Source organism: Agromyces sp. GL_144, assembly GCF_057834305.1.
The window spans coordinates 3,464,865-3,489,684 of sequence record NZ_CM174399.1 but is presented as its reverse complement, the minus strand read 5'-3'; the positions used below and the strand labels follow the sequence as shown (position 1 = coordinate 3,489,684).

Annotated in this window: 17 protein-coding genes and 3 tRNA genes; 7 read left to right on the top strand and 13 right to left on the bottom strand. The window is 64.3% G+C overall.

Translation table 11 applies throughout. The features are described from left to right. Positions 1–107: 107 nt before the first annotated feature. The 7 genes from nhaA to AC3IPY_RS16005 all read right to left on the bottom strand — a co-directional run bounded on the left by nhaA (position 108) and on the right by AC3IPY_RS16005 (position 5,872). Positions 108–1,988, bottom strand: coding sequence for a Na+/H+ antiporter NhaA (nhaA, locus tag AC3IPY_RS16035; RefSeq protein ID WP_489185257.1), 1,881 nt, complete (start codon positions 1,986–1,988; stop codon positions 108–110). A 156-nt stretch (positions 1,989–2,144) separates the two neighbouring features. Continuing rightward, positions 2,145–2,399, bottom strand: coding sequence for a hypothetical protein (locus tag AC3IPY_RS16030; RefSeq protein WP_489185256.1), 255 nt, complete (start codon positions 2,397–2,399; stop codon positions 2,145–2,147). 89 nt (positions 2,400–2,488) lie between these two features. After that, positions 2,489–3,307: a mechanosensitive ion channel family protein gene (locus AC3IPY_RS16025; RefSeq protein WP_489185255.1), complete on the bottom strand. Its 819-nt coding sequence runs from the start codon at positions 3,305–3,307 to the stop codon at positions 2,489–2,491. Positions 3,308–3,420: 113 nt separating this feature from the next. Then, entirely contained in the window at positions 3,421–3,678 is a 258-nt protein-coding gene (locus tag AC3IPY_RS16020; RefSeq protein ID WP_489185254.1) for an SHOCT domain-containing protein, read from the bottom strand. Between the two features lie 146 nt (positions 3,679–3,824). Continuing rightward, complete coding sequence (locus tag AC3IPY_RS16015; protein WP_489185253.1) at positions 3,825–4,199, bottom strand: DUF4279 domain-containing protein; 375 nt, start codon at positions 4,197–4,199, stop codon at positions 3,825–3,827. Between the two features lie 111 nt (positions 4,200–4,310). After that, on the bottom strand, positions 4,311–5,216 hold the full coding sequence (locus AC3IPY_RS16010) for a nucleotidyl transferase AbiEii/AbiGii toxin family protein (RefSeq protein ID WP_489185252.1): 906 nt from the start codon (positions 5,214–5,216) through the stop codon (positions 4,311–4,313). After that, positions 5,213–5,872, bottom strand: a complete 660-nt coding sequence (locus AC3IPY_RS16005; RefSeq protein ID WP_489185251.1) for a type IV toxin-antitoxin system AbiEi family antitoxin domain-containing protein — start codon at positions 5,870–5,872, stop codon at positions 5,213–5,215. Before AC3IPY_RS16005 ends, AC3IPY_RS16010 begins: the two co-directional genes overlap by 4 nt. 148 nt (positions 5,873–6,020) lie before the next feature. Between AC3IPY_RS16005 and AC3IPY_RS16000 the strand changes: the two genes are divergently transcribed. After that, complete coding sequence (locus AC3IPY_RS16000; RefSeq protein ID WP_489185250.1) at positions 6,021–6,401, top strand: hypothetical protein; 381 nt, start codon at positions 6,021–6,023, stop codon at positions 6,399–6,401. An 83-nt stretch (positions 6,402–6,484) separates the two neighbouring features. On the opposite strand, the gene AC3IPY_RS15995 is transcribed toward AC3IPY_RS16000, so the two are convergent. Continuing rightward, positions 6,485–6,622: a hypothetical protein gene (locus tag AC3IPY_RS15995; protein WP_231046236.1), complete on the bottom strand. Its 138-nt coding sequence runs from the start codon at positions 6,620–6,622 to the stop codon at positions 6,485–6,487. A gap of 1,124 nt (positions 6,623–7,746) precedes the next feature. Between AC3IPY_RS15995 and AC3IPY_RS15990 the strand changes: the two genes are divergently transcribed. Then, entirely contained in the window at positions 7,747–12,858 is a 5,112-nt protein-coding gene (locus AC3IPY_RS15990; RefSeq protein ID WP_489185249.1) for an ATP-binding protein, read from the top strand. Between the two features lie 1,292 nt (positions 12,859–14,150). Here the strand turns inward: AC3IPY_RS15990 and mobF are convergent. Beyond that, complete coding sequence (gene mobF / locus AC3IPY_RS15985) at positions 14,151–16,853, bottom strand: MobF family relaxase (protein ID WP_489185248.1); 2,703 nt, start codon at positions 16,851–16,853, stop codon at positions 14,151–14,153. 227 nt (positions 16,854–17,080) lie between these two features. Here mobF and AC3IPY_RS15980 point away from each other — a divergent pair, with 227 nt between their 5' ends. From AC3IPY_RS15980 to AC3IPY_RS15970, 3 genes are all read left to right on the top strand, one after another. Then, positions 17,081–17,740, top strand: coding sequence for a hypothetical protein (locus AC3IPY_RS15980; RefSeq protein ID WP_489185247.1), 660 nt, complete (start codon positions 17,081–17,083; stop codon positions 17,738–17,740). A gap of 1,398 nt (positions 17,741–19,138) precedes the next feature. Next, positions 19,139–20,293, top strand: coding sequence for a DUF262 domain-containing protein (locus tag AC3IPY_RS15975; RefSeq protein WP_489185246.1), 1,155 nt, complete (start codon positions 19,139–19,141; stop codon positions 20,291–20,293). A gap of 143 nt (positions 20,294–20,436) precedes the next feature. Continuing rightward, positions 20,437–21,756 carry a hypothetical protein gene (locus tag AC3IPY_RS15970; protein ID WP_489185245.1) on the top strand — a complete coding sequence of 440 codons (1,320 nt, stop codon included), beginning with the start codon at positions 20,437–20,439 and terminating at the stop codon, positions 21,754–21,756. Between the two features lie 183 nt (positions 21,757–21,939). On the opposite strand, the gene AC3IPY_RS15965 is transcribed toward AC3IPY_RS15970, so the two are convergent. Continuing rightward, complete coding sequence (locus AC3IPY_RS15965) at positions 21,940–22,629, bottom strand: hypothetical protein (RefSeq protein ID WP_489185244.1); 690 nt, start codon at positions 22,627–22,629, stop codon at positions 21,940–21,942. 139 nt (positions 22,630–22,768) lie between these two features. Here AC3IPY_RS15965 and AC3IPY_RS15960 point away from each other — a divergent pair, with 139 nt between their 5' ends. Both AC3IPY_RS15960 and AC3IPY_RS15955 read left to right on the top strand, forming a co-directional pair. Next, positions 22,769–22,966, top strand: a complete 198-nt coding sequence (locus tag AC3IPY_RS15960) for a hypothetical protein (RefSeq protein ID WP_489185243.1) — start codon at positions 22,769–22,771, stop codon at positions 22,964–22,966. Then, complete coding sequence (locus AC3IPY_RS15955) at positions 22,966–24,195, top strand: tyrosine-type recombinase/integrase (protein ID WP_489185242.1); 1,230 nt, start codon at positions 22,966–22,968, stop codon at positions 24,193–24,195. Before AC3IPY_RS15960 ends, AC3IPY_RS15955 begins: the two co-directional genes overlap by 1 nt. Before the next feature lie 34 nt (positions 24,196–24,229). On the opposite strand, the gene AC3IPY_RS15950 is transcribed toward AC3IPY_RS15955, so the two are convergent. The 3 genes from AC3IPY_RS15950 to AC3IPY_RS15940 all read right to left on the bottom strand — a co-directional run bounded on the left by AC3IPY_RS15950 (position 24,230) and on the right by AC3IPY_RS15940 (position 24,604). Further along, positions 24,230–24,305 (bottom strand) — tRNA-Phe (locus AC3IPY_RS15950). A gap of 88 nt (positions 24,306–24,393) precedes the next feature. Continuing rightward, positions 24,394–24,467, bottom strand: a tRNA-Asp gene (locus AC3IPY_RS15945). Positions 24,468–24,531: 64 nt separating this feature from the next. Next, positions 24,532–24,604, bottom strand: a tRNA-Glu gene (locus tag AC3IPY_RS15940). Between the last annotated feature and the right edge of the window lie 216 nt (positions 24,605–24,820).

Sequence of the window (24,820 nt, the reverse complement as noted above, 5' to 3'; positions counted from 1 at the left end):
CCCGTGAGCACAAGGGGCGATTCGGCAGAGCCTGAGATGGGCGGATGCCTCCGGCGCGGCCGGCCACGGCCACGGCCACGGCCGGGCGCGCCGGGCGACGCCGCGACCTACACGACCGTCGGCTCGGCCTGATCGGTCGCCGCCAGCGCGCGGATGAGCGATTGCGCGTCGTAGGGTCCGGTGTGCCGGCGCCCGTTGATGAACAGCGTCGGCACCGAGGTGATGCCCATCGCCTCGGCGTCGAGCATGTCGTCGCGCACGCGGCCGGTGACCCTCGCCGAGGTCAGGTCGCGTTCGAACTTCTCGACGTCGAGGTCGAGGTCGCCCGCGAGGCGCACGATGTCGCTCGGCCGCTGGTTCTCCTGGTCGGCGAAGAGGCCGCGCTCGAACTCCCAGAACTTGCCCTGCAGCGACGCCGCCTCGGATGCCTCGGCCCCGGCGAGGGCGTTCGGGTGGTACTGCGTGAGCGGTGCATGGCGCCAGACGTACCGCAGGCGGTCGCCGAGCTCCTCCTTCACCTCGGCGATCGATCCGGAGGCCTTGAGGCAGAAGCCGCACTGGAAGTCGCCGTACTCCACGATCGTGTACGGCGCTTCGGCCGACCCGAAGACGTGATCGCGATCCGGATCGATCGGTCGGGCGAGCGTCTGACCCGGGTCGAGGTCGGGCCGCGCGGCATCCGAGATCCTGAAGATGACGGTGGCGAGGATGAAGGCGATGACGGATGCCGCGAGCACGCCCACTCTCGCCTCGTTCTGTGCGTCGGAGTCGTCGATCGCGAGATCGACGATGAAGAGGGAGATGGTGAAGCCGATGCCGCACAGGGCCGCGCCGCCCGCGATGCGGTCGAGCGTGAGGCCCGGGCCGAACTCGCCGACGTGGAACAGGCGCATCGCCGCCGTCGATCCGAGCACGCCGATGAGCTTGCCGGCGACGAGGCCCACCACGATGCCCCACGTCAGCGACGAGCCGAGGGCGCCCGCGAGGATGTCGGGGCTGAGGTTGACGCCCGCGTTCGCCAGCGCGAAGAGCGGGAGGATCACGTAGGCGACGTAGGGCGCGTACGCCGATTGCAGGCGCTCGTTGATCGAGATCGACTCGCGCAGGCTGTTGGCGGCGGCCCTCGCGTACTCGGTGTTCGGCGACTGCCGGAACGTGCGCGCGAGGTCGAGCGCGTGTTCGACGTCGCGACGGTTCGGGCGGTACACCGGCACGAGCAGGGCGATCGCGACGCCCGCGAGCGTGGGGTGCACGCCCGACGCGAGGAAGGCGAGCCACACGATGATCGCGAGCGTGGCGTACACCGGGCCGCGCCCGTTCTTCAGGTATCGGGTGAAGTACACGCCGACGAGGCCGACGGCCGCGATGGCGAGGGGGAGCGGCGTGAAGTCCTCGGTGTACACGAGCGCGATGATGCTCAGCGCGCCGATGTCGTCGACCACGGCCAGGGCGAGCAGGAACACCCGCAGCCGACCTGGCACGCGCGGACCGATGAGCGCGAGCGCGCCGACGAGGAAGGCGGTGTCGGTCGAGATCACGATGCCCCAGGCGTGCATCTCGCCCGATCCCGAGGCGATGAGCATGAACAGCACCGCCGGGACGATGAGCCCCGCGACGGCCGCGACCACCGGCACGATGGCCCGCGACCAGCTCGTGAGCTCGCCGATCGCGAACTCCCGCCGCACCTCGAGCCCGACCGTGAAGAAGAAGATCGCCATCAGCGCGTCGTTGACCAGGGCGTGCAGGGTGAAGTCCAGGTTCAGGTCGCCGATGCCGACCGAGAGGTGGGTCTCCCAGAAGCCCTGGTACGAACCCGTCGACACGTTGGCCCAGATGATCGCCGCGAGCGTCGCCAGCAGGAGCAGCAGGGCGCCGACGCGGTTCTGGCCCAGCGCGCGGATGTGGTCGGCGATCGAACGGCGCGTGCGAGAGCGTTCCTCGACCTGCTCGGGGTCGGGGGACCGCTCGATGATGGTGAGGTTCGTCATGCGCGATATTCTCGCGGACTGCCGCGGGGGCGACAAGCGATGCCGGTGCGGTTGGGCGGTGCAGTGCGGATCCGCCCGGGGTGGGCCCGGGTGGCTCGGAGTGGGCCCGGGGTGGCCCGGGGTCGGCTCCGGGGTCGGCCCAGGGCGGCTCGGAGGCTACGAACGCAGCAGCTGCGGAATCAGGATGACGGCGACGACCACCACCGGAACTGACGCGAGGATCACGAGCGCCCTCGTGATGCGTCGGCGACTCACCGTGCCCTTCTCGAACGACGAGCGCGACATGTGGTCGAGATCGGGGAACAGCGCCTGGTACGGCGGCGCCTTCACCGGGCCGGGCGCAGCGGCGTCGAGAGCGACGGCGTCGTCATCGTCGGTGCTCGGAAGGCGGACCCCATCGACGTTCCCCATGCGTCAAGGGTACTCGCCCGCCCGCGGCGCGGCGCGGGCCTGTCCGCCGACCGGTGGCGCGAGCAGTGGCGTGACCGGTGGCGCGACCCTCAGACCCCGGTCGGCCCGGCGAGTGCCGGCGGCGGCGGGTCGCTGGTCACGACACCGACGAGCTCTCGCGTCGCGAGCGTGTCGGCGAGGGCGTCCACGACCGCGGCGGTGACGGTCGCGCCGCGGGTGGGATGGTGCCAGAACTGCACGCGGTAGACGCAGCGATCGCTCCCGATCGTGATCGGCAGCACGGTGACCGGCTCGCGATGATGCACCCCTTCGGCCCGGGTGGCGGCCTCCACGAGCGCGGCCCGCACCTCGGATCGACGCGCCGCCGAGACATCCGTGATGCGCACTTCGACCTCGCCGCGTCGCGCCCCGTGAACGGAGTTGTTGAAGAACGGTTCGCGCAGCACGGTCGAGTTCGGCACGTGCACGAGGCGTCCGTCGACCGTGCGCACCACCACGGCGCGCGCGTTCGACTCGACCACGGTGCCGACGACGTCGCTGCTCTCGATCTCATCGCCGAGGGCGAACGGATGCCGCGTCTGGATCACGACGCCCGAGGCGAAGTTGTCGGCGACACCGCGGAGCACGAGCACCAGCACGACGCCGACGACCACCGCGATCGCGAGCAGCGGCTGGATCGAGGCGCCGAGGAAGGTCAGGGCGACGCCGATGCCCAGCAGCCAGATCGCGTACCCAGTGACGCGAACGGCGAGGATCTTCACGCCGTCGGTGAGGGCGGGCACCCGTTCGACGAGTCGGCGAACACCCTTGCGGGCGAGCCACGCGAGCACCCAGGTGATCAGCACCGTCACGACGATGCCCGCGATGCTCCACGCGTCGAGGTTCAGGGACGTCCACCAGTCCGCCATGCGTCCTCCTCCACGCGCGTCGCGCCGTCGTGTTCGTCGTGTTTCGAGCTCACCCTAACCGGGGCGGCATCCGCTCGGCGTGAGCCGCGCGAGAGCGCCGCGAGCCCGCGACCTCAGAGCTCGCGGAGGATCTGCGCGCGCTTCTCGGCGTACTCGGCGTCGGTGATCTGTGCGGCGGCGTGCAGCCGGTCGAGCTCGGCGAGCCGCTCGCTCGCCGAACCGCGGGGTACCGCGGGCTGGGAAGCGGGGGATGCAGCTGCCTGCGGCGAGGCGCGACGTGCGAGCAGGATCACCAAGAGCACGATGCCCACCGGAATCGCGAGCACGACGAGGATGATCAGCAGGTGCCAACCCGTGAGGTTTGCGAACATGCCGGAAGCCTACTGGCGAGCCGGCGTCGGCGTGATTCCTGCAGGAGATCGGGCCCCATCTCTCCTGTCGGCGGGGATGGTCTGCAGCGCACTTCCCCCCGGCTCAACCATGTTGCGAGCTTAGGCGTCGACCCGCGCAGACCGGATCACCGGACTGGTGTCTTCGGTTCAGCATCATCAGGATCATCGAAGTACACCGTGCCGTACACATCGACGCCGAACTCTCCGATCGATGCCGCGAGATCGGCGGGCAGCACGAATCCGCCCTGAACTGAATCCGAGTACGCCGACCACCAGATTCGAGGTTCGCAGTCGGGCGGAAGATTCGGCAGCTGCCCGAGCGCGGGCTGGATCAGTGCAACGAGCGTTCGAAGGGCATGAGTGCCCGTTTCGTCGTCGATCGTGTTGCTGACCTCGCTGGTGTCCACGCTCCACGTGTGGTGCTCAGCGACGCGCCCGGACTCTCGGCGTGTGCCCGTTTTGGTGATGTGGGTGGGGTCAAGCCCGAGCAGATCCGTCACGACGCTTGGATCAGTCTCCGACGACGAGACGGTGAGCGTCGCCGCCCGAACTGAATCATGAGCCGAGTGTAGAACGCTCGTCGCCCACAGCTGATCGCGCTCGCTGTGACGTCAAGTCCACGTGCGGGATACCGGCGACCACGTGAGACCGGATGTTTCGCCGCGTAGCACAGGGTCGATGAACGCATGCATGAGATCACGCGCGAGATCCACAGTGCGAAATTCGGTACAGTAGGGGACGTCTTTCGCGTCCCTCGAGTAGGCACGTCCCCAGCCCGAGGGGATCGCGAGTTCGGTGAACGGCGGCAGCGACCGAACGTGAGCCTCCGAGCGGATGGCACGTCGCAGCGCGTCGGCGTCCACGGTCTGCGTCGTTGCGAGGACGACGAGATCGACCAGATCTTTCTCACGGCTCGAGGGCCGACCGTTGTAATCGGCCATCGTCGCGCAGACCTTGTCGGCAATCTGGTCGACGACTGGGTAGAGGCGGTATGCGTTGCTCGGAAGTCGCGGCAGGTCGAGACGATTCGCCGGCTCGATGACCGTGACCTCGTCGGTGACGAGAACGCCGACGACAAGGTCGACGTGCAGCGGTTCCTTGCGGTCAGCGCCGATATAGACATCGAAGTCAACGCAGTAGCCCTCGGTGTAGGTCTGCTGGTCGCCGCCGACGACCGAGCGGTGCCTTGTGTAAACGAAGCGGAAGTAGTCGCCAAGGTCGATGCCGGCGAGACGGATGAGGTCGGCGAGGGCGCCGTCGAGCGTGTCGTTCGCACGGAAGAGGTCGACATCGGTGGTGCGTCGGCCGGATGCCACTCTGGCGAGTACTCCGGTGCCGCCCTTGAGGAGCCATTCGGAATCCTCGTTCCCGGAGAAGACTCTGCTGAGGAACCGCCGAAAGTACTCCTGGCGGATCCGATCCTGCGTGGACATCGACTTGTCGGCGGCGAACACTCGGCGCGCCGTGTCGCGGATTGCGGCCTCGACGCCGGCCGCACTCTTGTACGGCTCGGTCATACTTCGCGCTCCATTCCGGCGATCTCGAGCAGTTGATCGAGCATTGCCGCGCCATCGCCCTTGCGGTGGCCATTGCGTGCAGCCAGTGGCGCGAGGTGCTCTTCGAGCCGCCCGAGGTCGAGTTCGTACTTCCGGACCGCGTCACGCAGCGCATTCGCGACGACGGATAGGTCCGTTCGGTCTTCGACCAGATCGGCGATCGTGCGCTCGGGAGTCGTCACGGGCAGCCCCTCACGGATCGTGACATCCTCCGCGGCAAGGTCGCGCTGACGGTAATGAACATCGCGTCGTTGCGTCTGCCGGCGGGTCGGCGCGGTCAGCTCGGTACGGTTCGACCGGAGATCGCCGATGTCGTGCAGCCACGCGGCGGTCTGACCAGAGACCACGACGCCGCGATGGCCGTCGTTGAGCCGTTCGCCTGCCAGACGTGCAGGGTCACTGTTGAGCCATGCCGCCCGAACGTCGAGGTAACTGCCGGATGGCGCGCCGGCGTTCTTGTATACACCTTTGGAGATCCGCACCAGATCGCCGGCACTCGCGAGCCGCGAAAGGTCGAGCCTCGTCACCCCGCGCGCGCCCGCTTGGGTTGAGGTGAGCAGGCCCCACTGCGACGCCGATATCTCGGCCAGCTCGCGGAGCGCTAGTCTCGCATCCATACTTGAATTGTATCCAATAGCGCGATACAAACCAAGGGCAGATCAATAGATTCGGCATGGAGGCGCCGCGAATTTAGGTCCTTTAGAGAGCGATCAGGGCGGCAACCGGGCAGGAGCCTCGTCCCGCAAGTCCGAAGCGGATGCCAACATGGAAGATGTGACCAATCCAGGCGTTCCATCGAGGCCGCTTACTGAGCGCGAACGCTCGGTACTGGACGCCCTGGTCGGTATCGATCTCCGGGGAGCCGACGCTCTACGCGAGCAGGCGCAGGCGGCAACAGTCGTTGGGACGTGTGGGTGCGGATGCCCGTCCATCGACTTCGTCAAAGGATGTGGCCTCGGTATGAACATTCGCGTCAACGCGTCGATCCAGAACTCAGACGACGGACTCTTCCTGTACACGATCACCGATGCGGATCGCGGCGAACTACTTGGTGGAATCGAGTACGTGGGGGTCGGCGACAAGGCTCCGTCCGACTTCCCGCCACCCGACTTACTCACCGTCGAGCTGGAACGCCGGCGTGTCTGATTCCGCCCGGTGAGCGGTCCCTCAGACGTACGGCAGGCAGAAGAGCTCTCAGCCGCAGTTGGGGTGAGAGCCCTTCTGCAGAACTACTTCTTGCCCTTGCCCTTCTGGGAGAGGGCGCTGGCGGCTGCGGTCTTCGAAGCGGCCGATGTGCGGCCGTCACGCAGCACCTTGCTCGCGGCGGTCGCGGCCTTGCTGGAGGTCTGCTTGCTGTTCTTCGCCATTGCTATTCCTCACTGGGTGGTGACGTCGGCTCGCGTCGTCCGACATGCGGAGGCTATCTGGCGCCACTGACATCGCGCCGGCCCGGTAGAGGTCAGTCATCGGAGGCCTCCGGGGATCCGCCAGGTCGCTCGACAGCCACGCAGTTTTCCGGGCACCCTCTGCCTCGCGCGGCTCGTGGAGCTTCCACGCTGGCATCCAGCCGAGATAGTCCCCGTTCAGCGAAACGAACAAAGGTACCTAGCCTCCCCGTTCTTGTTCTGTTCGACCTCCTGAATCTCCAGGAGGAGCGGATACTTACTCCCCACCTCTACGGTCGTGCCGACGAAGCTGAGTTGGCCTATTTCTTCGAAAGGAAGCCCATCGCACGGGGTCTCGTCGTACCCGAAGAACTTCATACCGACGTATACAAGACCCCCCGTTACCCGGGGGTCTTGATGGTGGCTCCGACCGGCATCGATCCGGTGACCTTTCGATTTTCAGTGAGCCTGGGCGGTTTTCGCTCAATTCTTAAGGACATGATATCGCGCTGATCAGGGATTCTTCGAAACGGTCACAGTTGGTTTCAGTTACTTTTCGCGCATTTAATGGCACATTAATGGCACAGATTTGGCACATGACACGGCCTGTCGACCTCCTGTTGGGCGACGTCAGGCAGACCGACGCTACCTCGTATTGACGTCGAAGAACTTCTGAGAAGTCCCGACTACAACGGTCGACGTGGCGGTACCGCGGCCGTAGCCGCGTCCGCGCACCACGGGCTCCTGTGATTTCCAACACACAGTGGCCCAGATCGCCCCGGCTAGTGCTTCGCTTGCAGGCCCGGGTTTCAGCCACCGTAGATGAAGAGCGTTTTCCGGACGTTGCATTGGGTACGCTCTCCGCACGGCCCGGAACAAGGGGGACGCGCCGAGAACGGATTCGGGCTGGTGACTCGGCGCAAGACCCGGTCATTTACGGCGAGTATGAGCAGCGCTGCGGCGTTTGCTGTATTTCTGGAGATCGTGGCGATTAGGTCAAGTTAGGAAGTGTTGTGAACCTGCGAGCGACCCATCACGGGTACACCTACCAAGATCTCCTCACAGGTGTCGCCCTCGTTGACCTTGTATTGGGGGTCGCATCGGGCGTGACTGTCGACGAGAAGGGATTCGAGGGCGACCGATTCGACGACATCACCATCGGCTATCGCTCTGGTCGCCGAATCAGGCTGCAAATCAAGCACACCCGACTCGACCGGGAGTTATCGAAAGCGACCTTCTCCGCCGATGGTCGAAGTCTCAAACTCAACCTTCTCTTCGACTCGCTGCTGATTGACCTCGCCTCACACCCAACTACGACTTACCGGGTCGTGGTGCGAGATGGTGTCCCAGACGCGGATCTGGCAACGATCCTTAAGGCTGTCGACGCGCTCCAGGACCCCGGGCCCCCGCTGCCCGGCCTCGTCACCCGCAGGTACAAGTTTGATCCCACAGCTTTGCGGGCAAATGATCCATGGAAGGGTCTCGTACACCACCTTGCCGACCAAGAACTTGAAACCGTCTGCAGGGCTCTCGTTGTCGATGTAGATGCGCCTGCCAGCACGGTCAGCATGACCGCGCCCGGAGAGGCGGAACTCGTGCTCTTGCGACGCGTTATCGAAGAGCTTGGTGCCGGCCGCCCCCCGAACACACATCGGGCGCCTGAAGATGTCGCGTTGGCTCTTGTTTACGCGGCCACGGCGGCACGTGTACTCGATGGATCTGTTCGGAGGGAGGATATCTCGCCCCGAATCGGCCTTGTCATCGATTTCGGTGCGGTAGCCGAAGGTCACCCGATCGAACCATCCGTCGCTGTTTCGCGGACAGACGCGGCCGCAGTGGTGCAGGCACACGTTCAGACCGTCGCTCCTGAAGGAGGGCGGCTCATTCTTACGGGCGAGCCCGGGTCGGGGAAGTCCTGGCTCTGTGAAGAGGTCACCATCGCGTATCGCGACGCCGGTTGGATTGTTGCAAGGCATCACTGCTGGCTCGGCGCCGCCGATATGGACAGCGCGGAGCGTGTGCGAACCGACGTGGTGATTGGAAGTCTCCTCGCGCAACTCGAGCGATTGGTGCCTGAAGCGTTCAACGAGCTCCGCCCCAGGTTTGCAACTACCGGCGAGACGCTCGCGGCAGCCCTACGGGGTTGCCAAGAGGTGAATCCAAACGAGAACATTCTTCTCGTAGTCGATGGCCTCGATCATGTCGACCGGGTGCTCGGACGCAACGCGGGTAGGGTCTTGGACCCGTCACGGCTCCTGGTCGACGAGCTTGCAGCAGTCGTGCTGCCGCCAGGAGTTGCAATGCTCCTTGCTAGTCAGCCTGGCGCGCACCTCGAGAACGCGAACCCGTCCAGCGGAGATTACATCCGCATGCCCCGTATGTCGTGGGAAGAGGTCGCCACCCTTGCGCGGCGGCATCGCCTTATCGGCGACCGAGCCACAGTTGAAGACGACGCCGCGACGGATCAAAGAGATCGCGCCATCGTTGACGTTCTTTACCAGCGATCCGGTGGAAATGCGCTATACGGCACCTACCTGTGCCGACACGCTGCTCGAGTATCGCCACTCGAGCAACATGACGGCACGTCGTCAACGTTGCCAGAGCAAGTGCTTTTGCGTCTCCAACAAGTGCCGATGACGGCGACCGACCTTGACGCGTACTATGACCATCTTCTCGATGGTCTTGCCGGGGATCAGGTGACCGCAATTGGTGCACTCGCGTTGTGTGATTTTGCGCTGACTGCGTCCGAACTCGGCGAGATGGTGCCAGAGGTTCTCTTCCTTGACACAGCCCTTGCAGCGCTCGCGCCGGTACTGAACTCGCAGCCAGGACTTGGCGGCCTGAAGGTTCATCATGAGAGTTTCAGCCGGCATATCCTGAAGGACAAGCCGGAGGTATGGCTATCGACCATTCGTCAGAAAGCGGCAGCGTGGCTCGTCGCGCGAGGCTTCTTCTCAGACGCTCGCGCATTCCGGCACCTGCCAGATCTCCTCGCGCATTTGGACAGGTTTGACGAGCTGAAGGCCCTTCTGGAGCCTTCCTTCGCCGGTGATGCAATTCGGGCACTCCAACCACCCGAGGCACTGAAGCGCGTCGTGTCCGCGGTGGCGAGGCAGAGCGAATTGCGCCTCGATTGGCCGACTTTGGCGGTGTGCATCGAAGTGCGCAAAGCGATCTCCGTCTATGAAGAGGAGTCTTTGCCCGACACCCTCGTCCGCTACGGCGAGGTCGTCGTCTCCCTCATCGGTGTTGAAACGGTTGCCGAACGATTGTTGTATGAAGGGCGAGCCACCTTCCCGGCAAGATGGGGGCTTCAGTTGTGCTGGTTCATTGACCGTGCGGGTGGGTCTGCTCCTTGGGATGCGTACCTGCGTGCAATAGAACACGAGGAGGAACGCAGTACTACTAGCTTTTCGGACGACGACGGCGCCATCCAGCTGGCCAGACAACTGGGCGCCCTCCGTGTGATGGCGAACAGGAACCACCTCGACGACGAATTCGAAGACCGCGTAGCCGCGCATCTCGACGACCACGGAGGTCCGAACTTCGAAGGTCTAATTGAAGTATTCAATGCTGGCCTTCCGTCCGGCGCAATGCCGACAATCGTTGGCAGGATGAGTAATCCCTCGAAGGCCGCCCGCGCCTACTTCACGCTCGCGGGCCTGTCTGCCGCTGGTGTCCGAGGTCTACCCTCGCCGCTTGATCTCGCGCGCGAGGCTCACCGCCTCGATCCAAGCGGCGACATTGTCGGCTATCTCCGATATGGCATCACATCCGAGGATGTGCTCGTAGGAATCGAGACAGATGACCTCGTATCGGACCTAAGGGCCGCGACGACCGCGATCACGGGAACCAACCATCCGGATTTCAATCTCGTGAACCACTGGCTACAGCTTCTCACTCTCGGTCATGCGATCGATGGAACCATCCCCTTGACCCTGATGGGACAAGTCTCGGGCGTTGGGTTCTACCGCGAATGGCTCCAGTTCGCGATCACAACTGTCGGTATCGCAGACGACGTCGCAAGGGCGGCCGTTACTCCCGAGGACGCGTCAACCACTGTCCGCCTCGCGCTCGAACGCCTCGCGGGCCATGCCACACCATTCGCTGGTTCTCCCCGGGCCTGCGATCTTCACTCCATCCATCCGCTCGTTCATCGCGTCATTGAGAACGCGCTCGTCGTCGTCCAGCAAGGCGATCTGGGACGGGTAGTTGACTACCTGATCGCTATTGGAGACGGGACGACAACGTCGCTGATGGGCATGGCCGGTAGCGGACCACTGACCACAAATGATCTTCTGGAGGTTCTCTCTCGCGCCTCCAAGCATCTCGGGTCCGAGCCCACGTACGCGCTTCTCGAAGTTATTCGCGAGCGCCGCGAGCACGCGCACGACATGTACGCGGTCGAAGCGGACTTCGAACTTGCCTCGGCTCGTATATGCGCCGCAGCAGGAGCCACCGCAAGGGCACAGGAATGCTGGGATCGGGCGGGCACATTACTTGCAGCCTACGGGGGGCATAAAGACCCGACGATCGCTGAGTTCATTGACACGACCACCGACCTCGCTAGCGTCGATACTCAGATTGCCCGCGAAGCGCTGGCAAAGCTCCTCGACCTCGCATACTTGGTGAAACAGCACACTGACGGCCGTGGTACGAATCACGTGCCGTTGGACTGGTGGGAAGCGTTTGCCCGCATCGACCCGATCGCTGCAGCGCTCGATGGCGCGTCGCTCTGGATCGCGGAGCTCGGATTCGAAGACTCCCGTGTGCAATCCGCGCTCGAGGAGTTGCTCAGAACGCAACATACCGCGGCCGATTCCGTCGTGATCGCTGCGCTGCGAATGGCGGCCGGGTCCGATTGGCGCCTTCCCGACGTCGACCTCGAGTTACTCACGCGTCTGGTACCCGAGGTTGGTCAAACCGTGCAGGCAGATGCAATCCTTGCTGCGGTCGCCAACAACATCGCATCTTCGTATGACGACCAACCGCTGATGTACTCAGGAAGGACCACCGACTCCGTCGCCCCCGCGCAACTTATCGATACGGTAGTGGCACTTGGCGGAGCGGCCTTCACGGTGCGCGAAGCGCACACCGACAAGCAGAGCAAGTCCGTTTTCAAACATGAGGCCGAGCGATCTGGCCTGCTGAATGCCCTCACCAGTCGACAACGACCTACGTTGCCCGCCGGGCCCGAGGGCGCCGTCGTCGCCGCCAGGGACTACGGCAGAAAGATGCACAACGACGATGAAGGCGAGGCGAGATGGAGATTCGATGCGTTCGTTAGTGCCGTCGGCTGGCGCATCCTCGAAGCAATTCAGAACGGTGGGGCAGCTGCGGGCATCGAACTGATCGATGATGTTGCCAACGAAGTGTCGAACTATGCAGAGAATTCAGTCTTCGCCGTCCTTGGTGAAGGACTTGCTCTACGCTGCACTCCTGCCGATACCGAACTGAAGATCGTGGCTTCGTATTGCCTCACGCTCGCCTACACACGCATCCGCGGCGGTGGCGGCTGGCGCACGTTCGCAGGGCGTGAGCGAGCTGACCTATGGGTTCACGCATACGCGCTCGATCCGGGGACCGCCGAACGCACCCTCGCGTCGGCTGTCAGCCGCATCGCGCAGGGCGAGACCCAATCGCTGTTCGGTGTGAATCAAGCCATAATCGCCGCTTTCGCGGCGCAACCTACCTCTGGCCCGGGCGGAGCTGCGCCTGACTACTGGAATGCCGCTTATGGCGTCCTTCAACAACGCCTTCCTGGAATCGCGTCTCGTGATCACCCTGTCTATCACCCCACTACGAACTCCAGTCACGCGAGCGAACTCGATGACGCGCTCGCTACTCTCGCCGTCGCATCGATCTCTCAAGCAATGCGTGCAGACCTACGTCGTGCGCTCCTCGCAGTCACCTTGCTGCTCACATGCCGCCCAGTAATCGGCCAGTCCGCGCTCGCGCGTGTTCTCGGACAGCCACTCGACGCCGCACGGATCACTTGGCTCCTTGAAGTTGTCAGGGACTGTCTGCCGCGTGGGCATCTAACCGATCAGCTGTGCGCCGTCCTCACGACGCTCGCCCGAGCAGACCTACTATCCGTACGAGTTCTGGCCGCCAGAATCCTCGCGGACCAAGACAAACCTGTACCAGCGCCGCCCGTAACTGAACCGGCCGAGAAGCTGCGGCTTGCCTACAGTCCATTTGTTCAGGAGTTTGAGTGACGAATCACACGGGCGGTCCGAGTGCAGAGGCATTGGTTGCAATGGCTATTGGGGGCAGATTGCAGCAAATCGATGAGCCACGAGGATTCCGCGCCTCGATAGCCGACGGGGTGCATTCCCGCCTCGACGCAATCGTGGCGCGAATGCGCGCGCAGTTCGATCACCTCCGTACCCCAAGCAGCAGACGAATTCCCGACGCGTATTACACAGACGAGATGGAGGTCGAGAACGAGCTGCAAAAGGTCAGCGCCGGTCTCCGCGCCGCGATGGCGCTCTCGGGCATCCTCGTCGATCCATTGGAACTTGAGGCGAGTCTCGCAATGAGTCTTACACCCTCAGGTGCGTGGGCGCGCCGCAGCGAAGCGTCGCGAGTCCCACGACCCCCGACGAGGCCTTCACTCTTCGAATGGTCTCTGATACCAATCCCATGGGCAGAGGACCCAAATCTTGAGTGGCCCCCGGCAGAGGCACAAACGCTTTCTCCGGGCTATCAACTTGCGGGCGAACACGCGGAGCGAGTGCGGGTACGTGAGGCCCCGTACGCTGAGTGGGTCCAGCTTGGTTTCATCGAACGGCAACGAACCTTTGCAACAAGGCACCCTTCAACACCTAGCCGGCAGCTCACGCTCTCGTCGAAACTATGGGCATGTGACGGGCCGCTCCCGGCGAGCGCAACGTCGTTAGTGCTCCCGCCCGACTTATGGGCGAGCCCATACACCGAATTGATACCGGCGTTCGATCAGGAGCGCGCGCGTGCCGTTGTCTCCGCAATGCGAAAGCCCTTGTCCGCGATGGTCGACTTCGAGCGTACTGATGGGGCACCGTCCACAGAAACAGGGTTGGGTATTCACCCGTTCTGTCTCACCCCGCCGCCTGAGATCGTCGCCCTTCTTGACCTTCGGCCCGAAAATCCGCCCATCCGGCACGTTCTCATCGACGATCGAGGTCCCGCAATAGTGAGCCGACAATGGCGAAGTTTTCTGATCCACGATGGAAACTATGGGCCCCTCGAGCCAGCCGTTCACGGCGCAGACCTCATTGTCCGCCCTGACCTATTCGACACTCTGGAATCGGCAATTCGTGCGGAACGCATCAAACTCGACCTCTCCGTCCGATTCCACGAGACTGTCGAGCACGAGGAGGGCCGAGACGAAGATTGATTCCGGGCTGACAGGTGCGGATTCTCGCGGATTTCGGTCCTGGGCGTAAGGCCCATGGCACCGTCCAACCTCGCCCTTGACCTCAAAGCCCGTCCGAGAGCGCGCGAGTAGCGATGGCTACTTCTGGGGAACTCATCGCTGCAGGCCGCCGGCTTCAGGTGCGCCCCGTGGCGCCGTGTGTCGGCTGAGACAGGCACGCTCCGGCAGCGGCGCTCCACGATGCGGCGCGTGAGTTGTCGCGAGGCCGCGCACGGCTTCTCGCGCAGCAGCCGTCGCGCTGGCGAGCCCGCGGTCGGCACGGTCGCGTTCCGTCGCCACGACGAACTGCGCCCGTGCAACATCCAAGTCAGCCGCGACGAAATGTAGGCGGTTCGACTGACGCCCGCGTGTCATACCCACATAGACGCCCGCCGCATCCATGGCGTCGCTGATTACAGTGTGCGACTCGGGCGCGGTCGCGCCCTGCATCCCGTAGGCCGTCGACGCGTATGCCAGTTGCGTGTGCTCAGCGACGTACGCCGCCGGCAATCGCACGATGCGATGTCCGGGTCCCGAAGAATATTCCTTCGCCCACACCGCGCCATCGTCGCTTACGTTCTGCACGATCCACGTCTGCCGGTTCGCCACGCGCAGTGCCGAGTCGTTCTTTCGTGTCTGGATCACGTCGCCGCATCCGATGCTCTCTCCGTCGGCACCGATCGCGACCTCAAGGTCGTTCACGAGTCCGACGCGCACGCGTGCATCTCGAACCCGCGTATTCAGCTCGCGCGCTTCGTCGTTTGTCGCAACAGTGACCGCGTGGCCATCGCGCCACTCACGCGCGAGGGACTCCTGCAGCGCATCCGGGCTTTCATGCAACACGACGAGCCCGAGCGCCTGCAGCCGATCGAACACCGCTTCGGCATGCTCGCCGCGCCGCATCTGCACGGTGAGCGCGGCGTACGCGTGGTCGGTGAAGCGATGCACGGTCGTCATGCTGTGCACGCGGGGGAGGAGTTGCGCGGCCATATCAAGCACTCCACCGCGGCCGACTGCAGCGAGTTGTGCGCGGTCGCCAACGAGGGCGACGGTTGCGCCGTGTTCGTCGGCGACGGTGAGCAGCGCGAGCGCCGTGTCCTGGTCGAGCATGCCCGCTTCGTCGACGATGATCCGCTCACCGCGGGCAAGACGAGCGGATGCCACGGGGCCGGTGTACGAGGCATCCGTTTCGGGGTCGCTGTCGCCGACGGCGAGCCGAGTCCAGACGCCGTCGTGATTCCAGCGCCAGCCGTGCTCGTGCACGAACTTCGCGACGCTGTCGGTTGCGACGCCGAGTTCCTGGTGCGCAACGTCGGCGGCCTTCTTCGTCGGCGTGACCACCCGGGTCGCGCGGGCGTGCGCGGCGGCGGCCTCGATCGCGGCGGCGAGCATCGTCGTCTTGCCAGCGCCGGCCGCGCCCTCCACCACGACGAGCAGGTCGGTGGATGCCACGGCCGAGGCCGCTCGCATCTGCGCGGCGTCGAGCCGGTGCCGGCGCCCGATGTGCGTCAGGTTCGGCGCGCGACGACGGCCGGCGTGTGCGGCCCGTGCGGTGAGCAGGTCGCGCAGCCTGGTCTCGGCGGCGATGACGTGCATGCTCGTGAGGTGTGCAACGTGCTCGGGATGGGGGCTGTTGGGTGGCAGGACGGACAGGCAATCATCCGCGCCCAACCGTGTCGTGATCATGACGAGCTCGCGCAGCGGCCCGGGGTCGGCGCGCACACCGGCCTCCGTGATGATGCGCGTGACCTGCTCCTGGATGTCGTGCACCGTCCACGTCGACGCTGCAGCCGCGCAACGGTCGAGCGCGCGCGATGCGACATCCCGAACACTCACGTCATCCAGCGATGCCGACGGGTGCGTAGGAGCGTGCTCGAGGTCGGGGTGATAGCCCGCGTCCTCGAGCTCCGCACGCCATGCGGCCTCGCTACCGAGAGAGGTTGGCCGCTTGTGTGGCCGATCGTGATCCCACGCCATCGCGATCAGCCGGGACATCGCAGCCGGGCCAGGCTCCTCGTCGGAATGCGCCGAGCGCCAGTCCTTCTCGAAGCGCGCCAGGTTGCGCGCGACCTGCTCGGCCCGCTTGCTCATCACGGCGTTGAAGGGCTGAAGCTCCGTGACCTCCCCGGTCACGGGGTCGAGGGTCAGGCCGTGGGCATCGAGAACGGCCGCGAGCTGGGGATGCGCGGCGATGACGGCCGCGCCCAGCGAACGGATCGCACCCTGCTGTCGGAACAGCGCCGCGGTATCGAGGCACCGCCATGCGTCGGCAGCCCACACGCGCGCTCCGATCTGGAAATGAATGTGCCGGTGCGGATCGCCGGCGCGCGAGGTCTTGTGTGAGACGGCGACCGTCTCCAACTGCTCGACGGGTACGACCCGCTGCCGCCCGCGCGGGCCGACCCTCGTGACCGAGTGCTCGCCGAGCCAAGCGCGAACCGCGGCGACCGCGTCGCGCTGCGCAGCATCGAGAGCAGCGGATACCTCGGGGTGCAACGCTGCGGCAATCGACAGGGACTTCGGCGCATTCACGACCATCTCCGCGAATCGCGGCGATCCTTGCCGGCCGTCGCCCGGCAGTCGGGGCTTGCCCATCGACTCGCTGGTGAGTGGGTTGATCCAGTTCACCCAGTTCGCGTATTGGTCTGGAGTGAGCGCGCCTTCGCCGATCACCTCGCCCTCGCTGCCGACAACCGAGAACTCGGCGAGGGATGTCCCGCCCTCAAGGTAGTACTCGTCAGCGCGCGACCGATCTGACTCGAGGTATCGGCGCGCGTCTGCCCCGGTACCCCGGAACAGGATCACGCCACCCTTCATTGCCTTCCTCCGAGCTAGCTCAGGTTCTTGCAACTACCTACGGTAGCATACGTCCATTCAGATTCTGGTGTGGGAAAGGTGACTACTGCGTATCCACCTGCGAACCACGGAGGGGTGAACCGGTTCTCCGCTCAGCCTTATCGTCATCGTTGTCCTCGGATCGGCCCTTCTTTACGGCTCGCTATGGTGATCACATGCCACTGCCGCGACGAAATGAGGAATCCGGGATGACGTTCATTCAGCAATTCGGTCGCACTTTCGGAACTAAGCAGGTCACAGTGACGCCCGGGCCCGAGAAGCCGGAACGGGAGATTCAGGTTTTCGAGGGGCTCGTGCAAGGCAAGACGGCCGACTTCAACATCGACACGCCCATCTATGAGGGCGATGAGCTCGAATGGGATGACCCACGCGGAGGCCGGCGACGTGTGCACGCGGTCAGAGTAGACGCGATTGAGGCAGGTGGCCAGATGTCGTCATTCATGGGACATCTGAAGGTGCAGTATGAGGACTCGCGGCCCATGCGTGCGGCGTCCAGTCGCGGCACTGGCAACGGACACGTCATCGTCATCAACGGCAGTAACGTCAATGTCGCACTTGAAGGCAGCAGCATCACTCAGCAGGTTCCTGTGAGCGCGGGCTACGAGTCGCTGGCCGACGCCGTCGGTCGTGCTCTGGCTCTCATCGAGCAAACAGAGGGCGTCGATTCGGACGAGGTGGAGGCTGCGCGCGAGGCAGCCACTCTCGTGGTTGAAGAAAGCGCAAAGTCCGATCCGAACCCGAGCGTCATCAAGAAACTTCTACCCACTATCCGGGGGGTATTGACGTCCGCCGCGGCGTCAGGTGCCGGCGCGGCCGCGAGCGGACTCGTCGCCCAGCTGTTCGTCTGACACGCGTGCCGTTGCCGTAAACCTCGCACACTCACCCCCGGGTGCCGCACGTTTGTGGATAGCCCGCGCAACCCTGGCAGAACGTGTGGCCGCACGAATGACGCGACATCGCGGCGGAGCGCGCCCTCGTCAAATTGAACCCCGAAGCTGACCGCTCCTCCTACGCCGCTGTCAGATAGATCGATCCCTCGAGCGTTACTTCGTTCGGCTAGTCACGATCTGGTCCGCGCTCTCACTGAGGCAGTAGCAGCACGATACATTTGCGGGCGCCCGCCACCGTTCGCACATCCGGCGCGATGGATTCGAAGGTGCGGCCTGATAGACACGACGCATGTCGGAAGCAATAGTGAACGCGGACCTCGAACGTTTTGGTCGCGAACAGTACGAGCGACTTCGACCTCGCATTCGCGCCATGAAGAGGGAAGCGCTTGGCGTTCCCCTCAGGCCAGGCGGGCTCCTCGAACGGGAAGACGCGCGTACCGAATACAGTCCATTATCGCGCCAAGTCGGGTGGCAGCTCCAGCTAGCAGCCGAGCACCTCCGGGCCCTCGACCAGCTGGTCGAGAACTACGGTCTACCCGACTATGCCGGCTATGTCCTCATTCGGGCCGGCATCGAGACGTCCGCAACGGCTTGCTGGTTGCTGCAGCCGGAAGTAAGCGATCGGCGAGTCCTTCGCGCCTTGCGCCTGGCGTGGTGGAACCAACGTGACGCCGCAGAGTTTGCGACTCTCACTGGTTTCGCTGACTCGAGTTGGGACCACGAGCGTCGCGAGTACCTTGACAACCTCCGCCGGGAGGTAAAAAGCTTGCGGCAGTCTTCGCTGAACACGCGCCGGCTCTCCCACACAGACATGCTCACAGAGGTCGGTCGTCGCCTCGCGTCGATGTCTCCGACCCCCCTGCTCGCGTGGCGGCTCTGCAGCGGCCTTGCACACGGCAACTCCGAGATAGCACAAATGAGCCTCCAACACCGAGTGATCCGCGTCGAGGACCCGCGGGTCCATAGCTCAACGTCGAGCTGGGCCATGGTGAGCGCTCTGACCCGCACAGCACTCGATACCTTCGCGGCGGCCATCGAACTATTCGAAGAGCGGTCGAGTCACTCGTAACCCAGTTCTCAGGGCCGTCGCCACATCGGGGGCGTCGTCATCCAGTAGTTCTGTGCACGCCGTTCCAGCGACGACCGTGTCGTCGCGTCGCTCTTGCGGACTTTCGGACGGTCCGCCATTCCTCGCGATTTCAGTGGGGTGGTCTGGCTGGCAGCCTCAAGTCGTCAACAGCCAGCCGCCGACCGCGCAGTCTCGAGTTCTCGAAGCTTCCGATTGGTAGAGACCCGTCACCGATATGCTCGCGGCAACGTCCCCTTCGCAGTCACATAGGAGCAGGTTTGCGATTCTTGTCCCAGGACCCGGATATCGAGACGATAGTTCGCCGAATTGAAGATGGTGACTACGACCTGCAACCTGACTTCCAACGCGGAGAAGTCTGGACCCTTCAGAAAAAGCGGCGGCTGGTGGACTCCATCCTCCGGGGATGGCACGTTCCTCCCGTTCATCTTGTTGTCGGCGAGGACGGTAGGAGTGATGTGCTCGACGGCCAACAGCGCTTGACTGCCATTCGCGATTTCGTTCGTGGGCACTTCGCAGTGGACGGTAAGTTCGAACCACTGGATCCACGGATCCAGGAGTTGAATGGCCTTCGCTACGCTCAACTGCCGGAAGGCGTAGCCCGACAGTTCCGCAAGTTTACGATCCGCGTCTTCGAACTGGTCGACTATGCGCCAGACGAACCACACGAACTCTTCTTCCGACTGAACCAACCGACTAGCCTGACCGAAGCCGAGAAGCGAAACGCGTTTGTCGGGGATGCGCGCAATCAGGTTCGCGAACTAGCAGATTGGGCGACTCGCGCAGGCCTCCTGACTGATCGTGTTGGCTTCTCTAACGCCCGCATGGCGTATGACGACATGCTCGCGCGTGTCCTGGTAACGATCGAGGCGAGAAGCCTGGAAGCGAAAGTTACTGCGTCGCTCGTCACCGCCCGGTATCGCGTCGGCAATCCCTTCGCGGATGAAGACGTCGATGTCCTTCGCGAATCCCTTAGCGTAGTCCTCTCCACGCTCAGTCCTGATGTATTTCCCGATAGTTCCCTTCGTCCGAACAAGGCAACCCTCCACACGTGGCTTTGTTTCGGGGCACAGTTGGCGCTCGCAGGCGGGACAGATAAGTACGCGCCAAGACTCGCCGAAACTATTCGCCACTTGGAGTCGGCGCGCTGGCAGCGATCGTCGGGAGAACGGACGCCCGACCAGCGAGCCATCGCACTTTTTCAGGACCGGAGCACCGCACGCGTGGCTGATGTGTCGTCCGTCGTACTTCGTGACCTGATCGCATGGATGTTTTTCACTCGGAACGGCACCGAAAGCGGGGCTGATCCTAAATTCCGATTTGCACAGCAGGCCTGGGAGTTGGTTGCCGATGAGGGCAATACCGAAGACACCTTGCTCGCTTTCGCTAGCGAATCGAACTGGGGTGATCTCGGATGGGTTTGAGGCACGCTCAACTCGCCGCGGCTGTGGAGCGGGTTGGTGCGCGTTCTTATTCGACCTTCCTCGGTAGCGTCAGTCTGCGCCTAGCGCTCCCAGGAGCCCGAGTAGCTCAACTCGACGTTGCTGTGGCGCCGGGCGTTGGGGTCGTGACTGGCGGCAATGGCGCGGGGAAGACCACATTGCTCCGGGGGCTACAGACACTTGAAGACGTTCAGAAAGCCGTATGGCCGGAACGGCTTCTGCACGTCGAGGCGAAGGGCTTCACGTTGGGCGTGGCGTGGACCGTCGCTCTCGAGCGGAGAGCTGGTGAAGAACCGATAGCGGTCTCCGTCAGCGAAGGCGAAGCGCCGCGCCTCGTATTCATCGACCCGGCGGAGGAGTCGCAACGCATTCGCAATCACTTCGAGGACGATGCCAACGCTCGTGATCTTCTTGAAGGAACCGACCCCGCACCATTCGATGAAGTCTGGCTCGACCACGCATCGAGGATCCTGCGCCGCGACTATGACCGCATCGATGTGTACGAAGTCGAGGGACCAGACGAAGATAGCGTTGTCCCTTGGTTTCAGATCAGCGCGATGGGTGCCGCCTACGACATTCTGAGTGCTGGGCGGGGTGAGCTTTCGGCGATGTACTTGCTCTGGAGGCTGGCGCGAGTCGAGAACGACACCATAGTCATTATTGATGAGCCGGAAGCGTGGCTTGCGTCGTTCTCCCAAGCTCGGCTGAAGGAGACCCTCGCGTTTCTCAGCTCGGAGCAAGGACTTCACTTCGTCCTAACCACACACTCCCCGGATATGTATCTGGGGCTGCCCGCGTCGCGGGTGACGGTGCTCGAGTCGCTCCCGAATCCTGTCGCCTATGGGCCGATGGGGTCGCTCAAAGCAGCCCACTCGCTTGGCGCGCCAATGCGACCCACACTCGCACTTCTAACCGAGGACGCGGTCGCGGCAGCGCTCACAGAGTCGATCATTCGGCATAGCGATCCGGTTTTGCTCGAAGGAGTTGAGATCTTCCATGCTCAGAACGGCGAATCTGCCCTCGCCCAAGTACAGCGCGAGTTCATTGACGGGCATACGCGCCGACGTCGGCTTAACATGCAGGTCGTCCTTGACGGGGATCAGCGCCAGCTGAATCGCGGCAAGCGCGCAAAGTCTGACACGCGAACCTACTTGCCGGGTGATGTCGCGCCTGACGCGATCCTGAAGAGCGTCGCAACCGCCGCAATCTCCGGGTTGAGCGATGATCAACTTACCCCCCTCGGCGTTGCGGACCCCGTTCACTTCCGACTGGCGATCAGCGCCGCAGCTGGTTCCGAACACCACGATTGGTTCGTCGAAGTCGCGAAAGGATTCTCGAGCTATTCGGCGACGTGTGATGTGCTCGTCCGACTTTGCATGGCCGACTCCTCATTCGCGGCCGACGCAGACGCGCTCGTAAAGTCGATCCTCAAAGGGATGTCTTGACCTCGAACACCCGCCCTGGCCGCCCGCCGTCTGCAGCCCGGCCGCTAACGGCGCATGCCCGTCCGATCACTTTCGAAGGCATGGCCTAATTCGAGGAACGCGCTCGAGGGCAGCACTCGCAATGCGGACCACCCCTTCCGCGTCACTGTCCAAATTGCCACCTCACACCCAGTTCGCCGGATGTCATCCCGCGCGGCCCCGCCTGCCGGGCGGCAGAAGCCCGCGGTCGCGGGCCTTCGTGATCCAACCCTGAGCGGTGGAGAGGGCCACCCCGTTGACCTGCGCCATCGTCGAGCTCGGGTTCGCGTCGCCCTGCTGCGTAAGCCGGCCGTGTTGCAAGGCGACCATCTCGTAGAAGTCCGAGTTCTTCTTCGGGTCGCCGAGAGGCTTGAGCAGATCCCGTTCGCTGACCTTCCGGCCTGACGGCAGCACGATCTTGCCGCCCGTGATCGTCTCGGTGCGCTTCATCGCGAAGAGGCGCTTGTTGATCGCGGCCTCGATGCGAGCCGTCGGCAGCTCGCGCAGGAGCTGGCTCGTGATCGGGTCGCCCGGGCGCCAGGGGAGGTAGATCACGCCGGTGATGCGGATCTCCTCGGGCACGGCGAAGAGCTGGCGCTGCAGCCGGATCATCACGCGGGTGTGCGTGGCCTCATGCTCGAGGTACCGCCAGCGACCGCCGGTGGTCTCGTTCTGGTCGGAGTCCGCCGGCGCGCCGTAGTCGTCGTAGCCGAGAACGGCATCGATCTGCTCGCTCGCGTCGTCGTCGCGCTCGCCGGGGAACCGGCTGGGCAGGTACCAGCCTTCGGGCAAGTCGTCGGCGACAAGCGGGCCGTCGTAGGACTGGTCACCAGGGCGGGGTGTCGAGGCGGGCATGGGTCGAGTCTAACCACTCAACTCAGGTACTTGCCGAAACACGCGTAGCAGTGTTATTCTCAGATACTTGCAAATAGCCGCGCTTACGCTGGCATGCACGAGATGCCAACACTGCGCTGATCAGCCGAAGGGGTGCATCATGGTCGACGTCGCGCTGAGGGCCGAATATCTGAGCCGAGTCGAAGCGGCGGAGCGATGCCGTATCCCGGTCTCGAGCTTCGACAAGCTGCGCCACGACGGACTCATCCCCGAGCCCGACGCCCGTATGGGCAAGCACCTGCTCTGGAGCGCCGACACGATCGACGACCTGCTCGCCCGGGGCGGCACGGAGCACTGATGGCCGGTCGGCCCAACCGCGATACCCCGAGCCGCGTTGATCCGCGCACGGGTCGGCCGCTTCCCGAGGGCATCCGCTGGCGCGCCGACCGGCAGCGGTACCAGATCCGCGTCGTCGGCCCGAGCGTCGACGGGGGAGCGGCCGAACGGTCGCGCACGTTCCTCACCCTCGCCGAGGCCAAGCGCGAGCTCGCAAAGGCCGTCGCCGGCCGCAACCCGAACGGGTCGATGACCCTCGAGCAATGGCACGAGAAGTACTGGCCGGCGATCGCGTCGTCCATCCGCCCGGCGACCGGGCGCAGCTACGGCGTCGCCTGGCGGCTCCGGGTGAAGCCGAGCCTCGGCCGGCACCGGCTTGAAGACATCACCTCGCCGATGATCGAGTCGGCGATGGTGGGGTGGTCGGGCGGCGCATCCGCGAAGAACGACGCGCTCGCGGTGCTCTCGCGCTTGCTCGACGGTGCCCGTCGCTCGCGTTTCATCGACTACAATCCGGCCCGCGAGGTCAAGCGACCGAGCATGCGCGACTCGATCTCGCCGGTCTCGCGGGCGCTCACGCTCGACCAGATTCAGACGCTGCTCGATCTCGTTCCTGAAGGCGCCTACCGCGGCTACCTCGCGGCGCTCGTCTACACGGGCATGCGGGCGGGGGAGGCGACGGCGCTGCGCGTCGGCGACGTCGACTTCAAGCGTGGCATCATCCGCGTCAGTCGATCGCTGAGCCCTGGCCAGCGCGGCGAGCTGATCGAGCAGTCGCCGAAGAGCCACAAGTCCCGCGACGTCCCGCTGATCGACGCGCTCCGTCCGTACGCCGAAGCTGCCGCCCGTGGCAAGCAATCAAGCGACCTTCTGTTCGCCGGACCCGACGGCGGACGGCTCACGAATCACAACGCGCGCCGCGGGGCCGACTGGGAAACGCTGCGCGAGGCGATCGGCCGACCCGACCTGCGCATCCACGACCTTCGGCACACGTTCGCGACCATTCTGTTCGATGCCGGCGCCAGCGCCCCCGACGTGCAGGCGACGCTCGGGCACTCGAGTCTGCAGGTGACCGAGCGCTACTCGCGTGCCCGAGAGGGTGTCGCCCTTCGCGCCGGCGCGGCCCTGAACGACGCGCTCAAGAGCGCGGCCGCCGAACCACCGAAACGAACCAGACGGCAGGCCCCTGCCGACCTTAATGGCACATTAATGGCACAGCCTCGCGAGCGCCCCGGCGGAATCGCCCGCTGAAACAAGAAAACCCCCGGTTACCCGGGGGTTTTGATGGTGGCTCCGACCGGCATCGATCCGGTGACCTTTCGATTTTCAGTCGAACGCTCTACCAACTGAGCTACAGAGCCTCGAGGCATCCGCTCGATTCGCATCGAACTCGGCCTCGAATAAGGAGAAAGCCCCTTCTCTCGTAAGGGAAAGGGCTTGTCGCCTGAGCGACCCTGACGGGACTTGAACCCGCGACCTCCGCCGTGACAGGGCGGCACGCTAACCAACTGCGCTACAGGGCCTCGATTGGGAGCTTGCGCACCCGAGGTGTTCTTCAGTTATGAATTGTACTTGACCTTCGTGGAGTGACCCCAACGGGATTCGAACCCGTGCTGCCGCCGTGAAAGGGCGGTGTCCTAGGCCACTAAACGATGGGGCCGGAGGTCTTGCCTGGGGCATGACCGCCGAGAAGCAAGCATACGTGCCAATCGGCGCATTGGCAAAACGAGCGCGGAACGAGCCCCGAACACGCCCCGAACACGCACCGAATGACCCCGCAGCACGCACGCCGCGCGCCACGAACAACCCGGCCGCGCGCCACGAACGCCCGGTCGCGGCATCCGCCACACGCCCCGGAATTGCCGGAATGGCGCCC

Coding starts and splice junctions, on each gene's coding strand:
- nhaA (WP_489185257.1), bottom strand. CDS start 1,988: ATGACGAACCTCACCATCATCGAGCGGTCCCCCGACCCCGAGCAGGTC.
- AC3IPY_RS16030 (WP_489185256.1), bottom strand. CDS start 2,399: ATGGGGAACGTCGATGGGGTCCGCCTTCCGAGCACCGACGATGACGAC.
- AC3IPY_RS16025 (WP_489185255.1), bottom strand. CDS start 3,307: ATGGCGGACTGGTGGACGTCCCTGAACCTCGACGCGTGGAGCATCGCG.
- AC3IPY_RS16020 (WP_489185254.1), bottom strand. CDS start 3,678: ATGTTCGCAAACCTCACGGGTTGGCACCTGCTGATCATCCTCGTCGTG.
- AC3IPY_RS16010 (WP_489185252.1), bottom strand. CDS start 5,216: ATGACCGAGCCGTACAAGAGTGCGGCCGGCGTCGAGGCCGCAATCCGC.
- AC3IPY_RS16005 (WP_489185251.1), bottom strand. CDS start 5,872: ATGGATGCGAGACTAGCGCTCCGCGAGCTGGCCGAGATATCGGCGTCG.
- AC3IPY_RS16000 (WP_489185250.1), top strand. CDS start 6,021: ATGGAAGATGTGACCAATCCAGGCGTTCCATCGAGGCCGCTTACTGAG.
- AC3IPY_RS15995 (WP_231046236.1), bottom strand. CDS start 6,622: ATGGCGAAGAACAGCAAGCAGACCTCCAGCAAGGCCGCGACCGCCGCG.
- mobF (WP_489185248.1), bottom strand. CDS start 16,853: ATGAAGGGTGGCGTGATCCTGTTCCGGGGTACCGGGGCAGACGCGCGC.
- AC3IPY_RS15980 (WP_489185247.1), top strand. CDS start 17,081: ATGACGTTCATTCAGCAATTCGGTCGCACTTTCGGAACTAAGCAGGTC.
- AC3IPY_RS15965 (WP_489185244.1), bottom strand. CDS start 22,629: ATGCCCGCCTCGACACCCCGCCCTGGTGACCAGTCCTACGACGGCCCG.
- AC3IPY_RS15960 (WP_489185243.1), top strand. CDS start 22,769: ATGGTCGACGTCGCGCTGAGGGCCGAATATCTGAGCCGAGTCGAAGCG.
- AC3IPY_RS15955 (WP_489185242.1), top strand. CDS start 22,966: ATGGCCGGTCGGCCCAACCGCGATACCCCGAGCCGCGTTGATCCGCGC.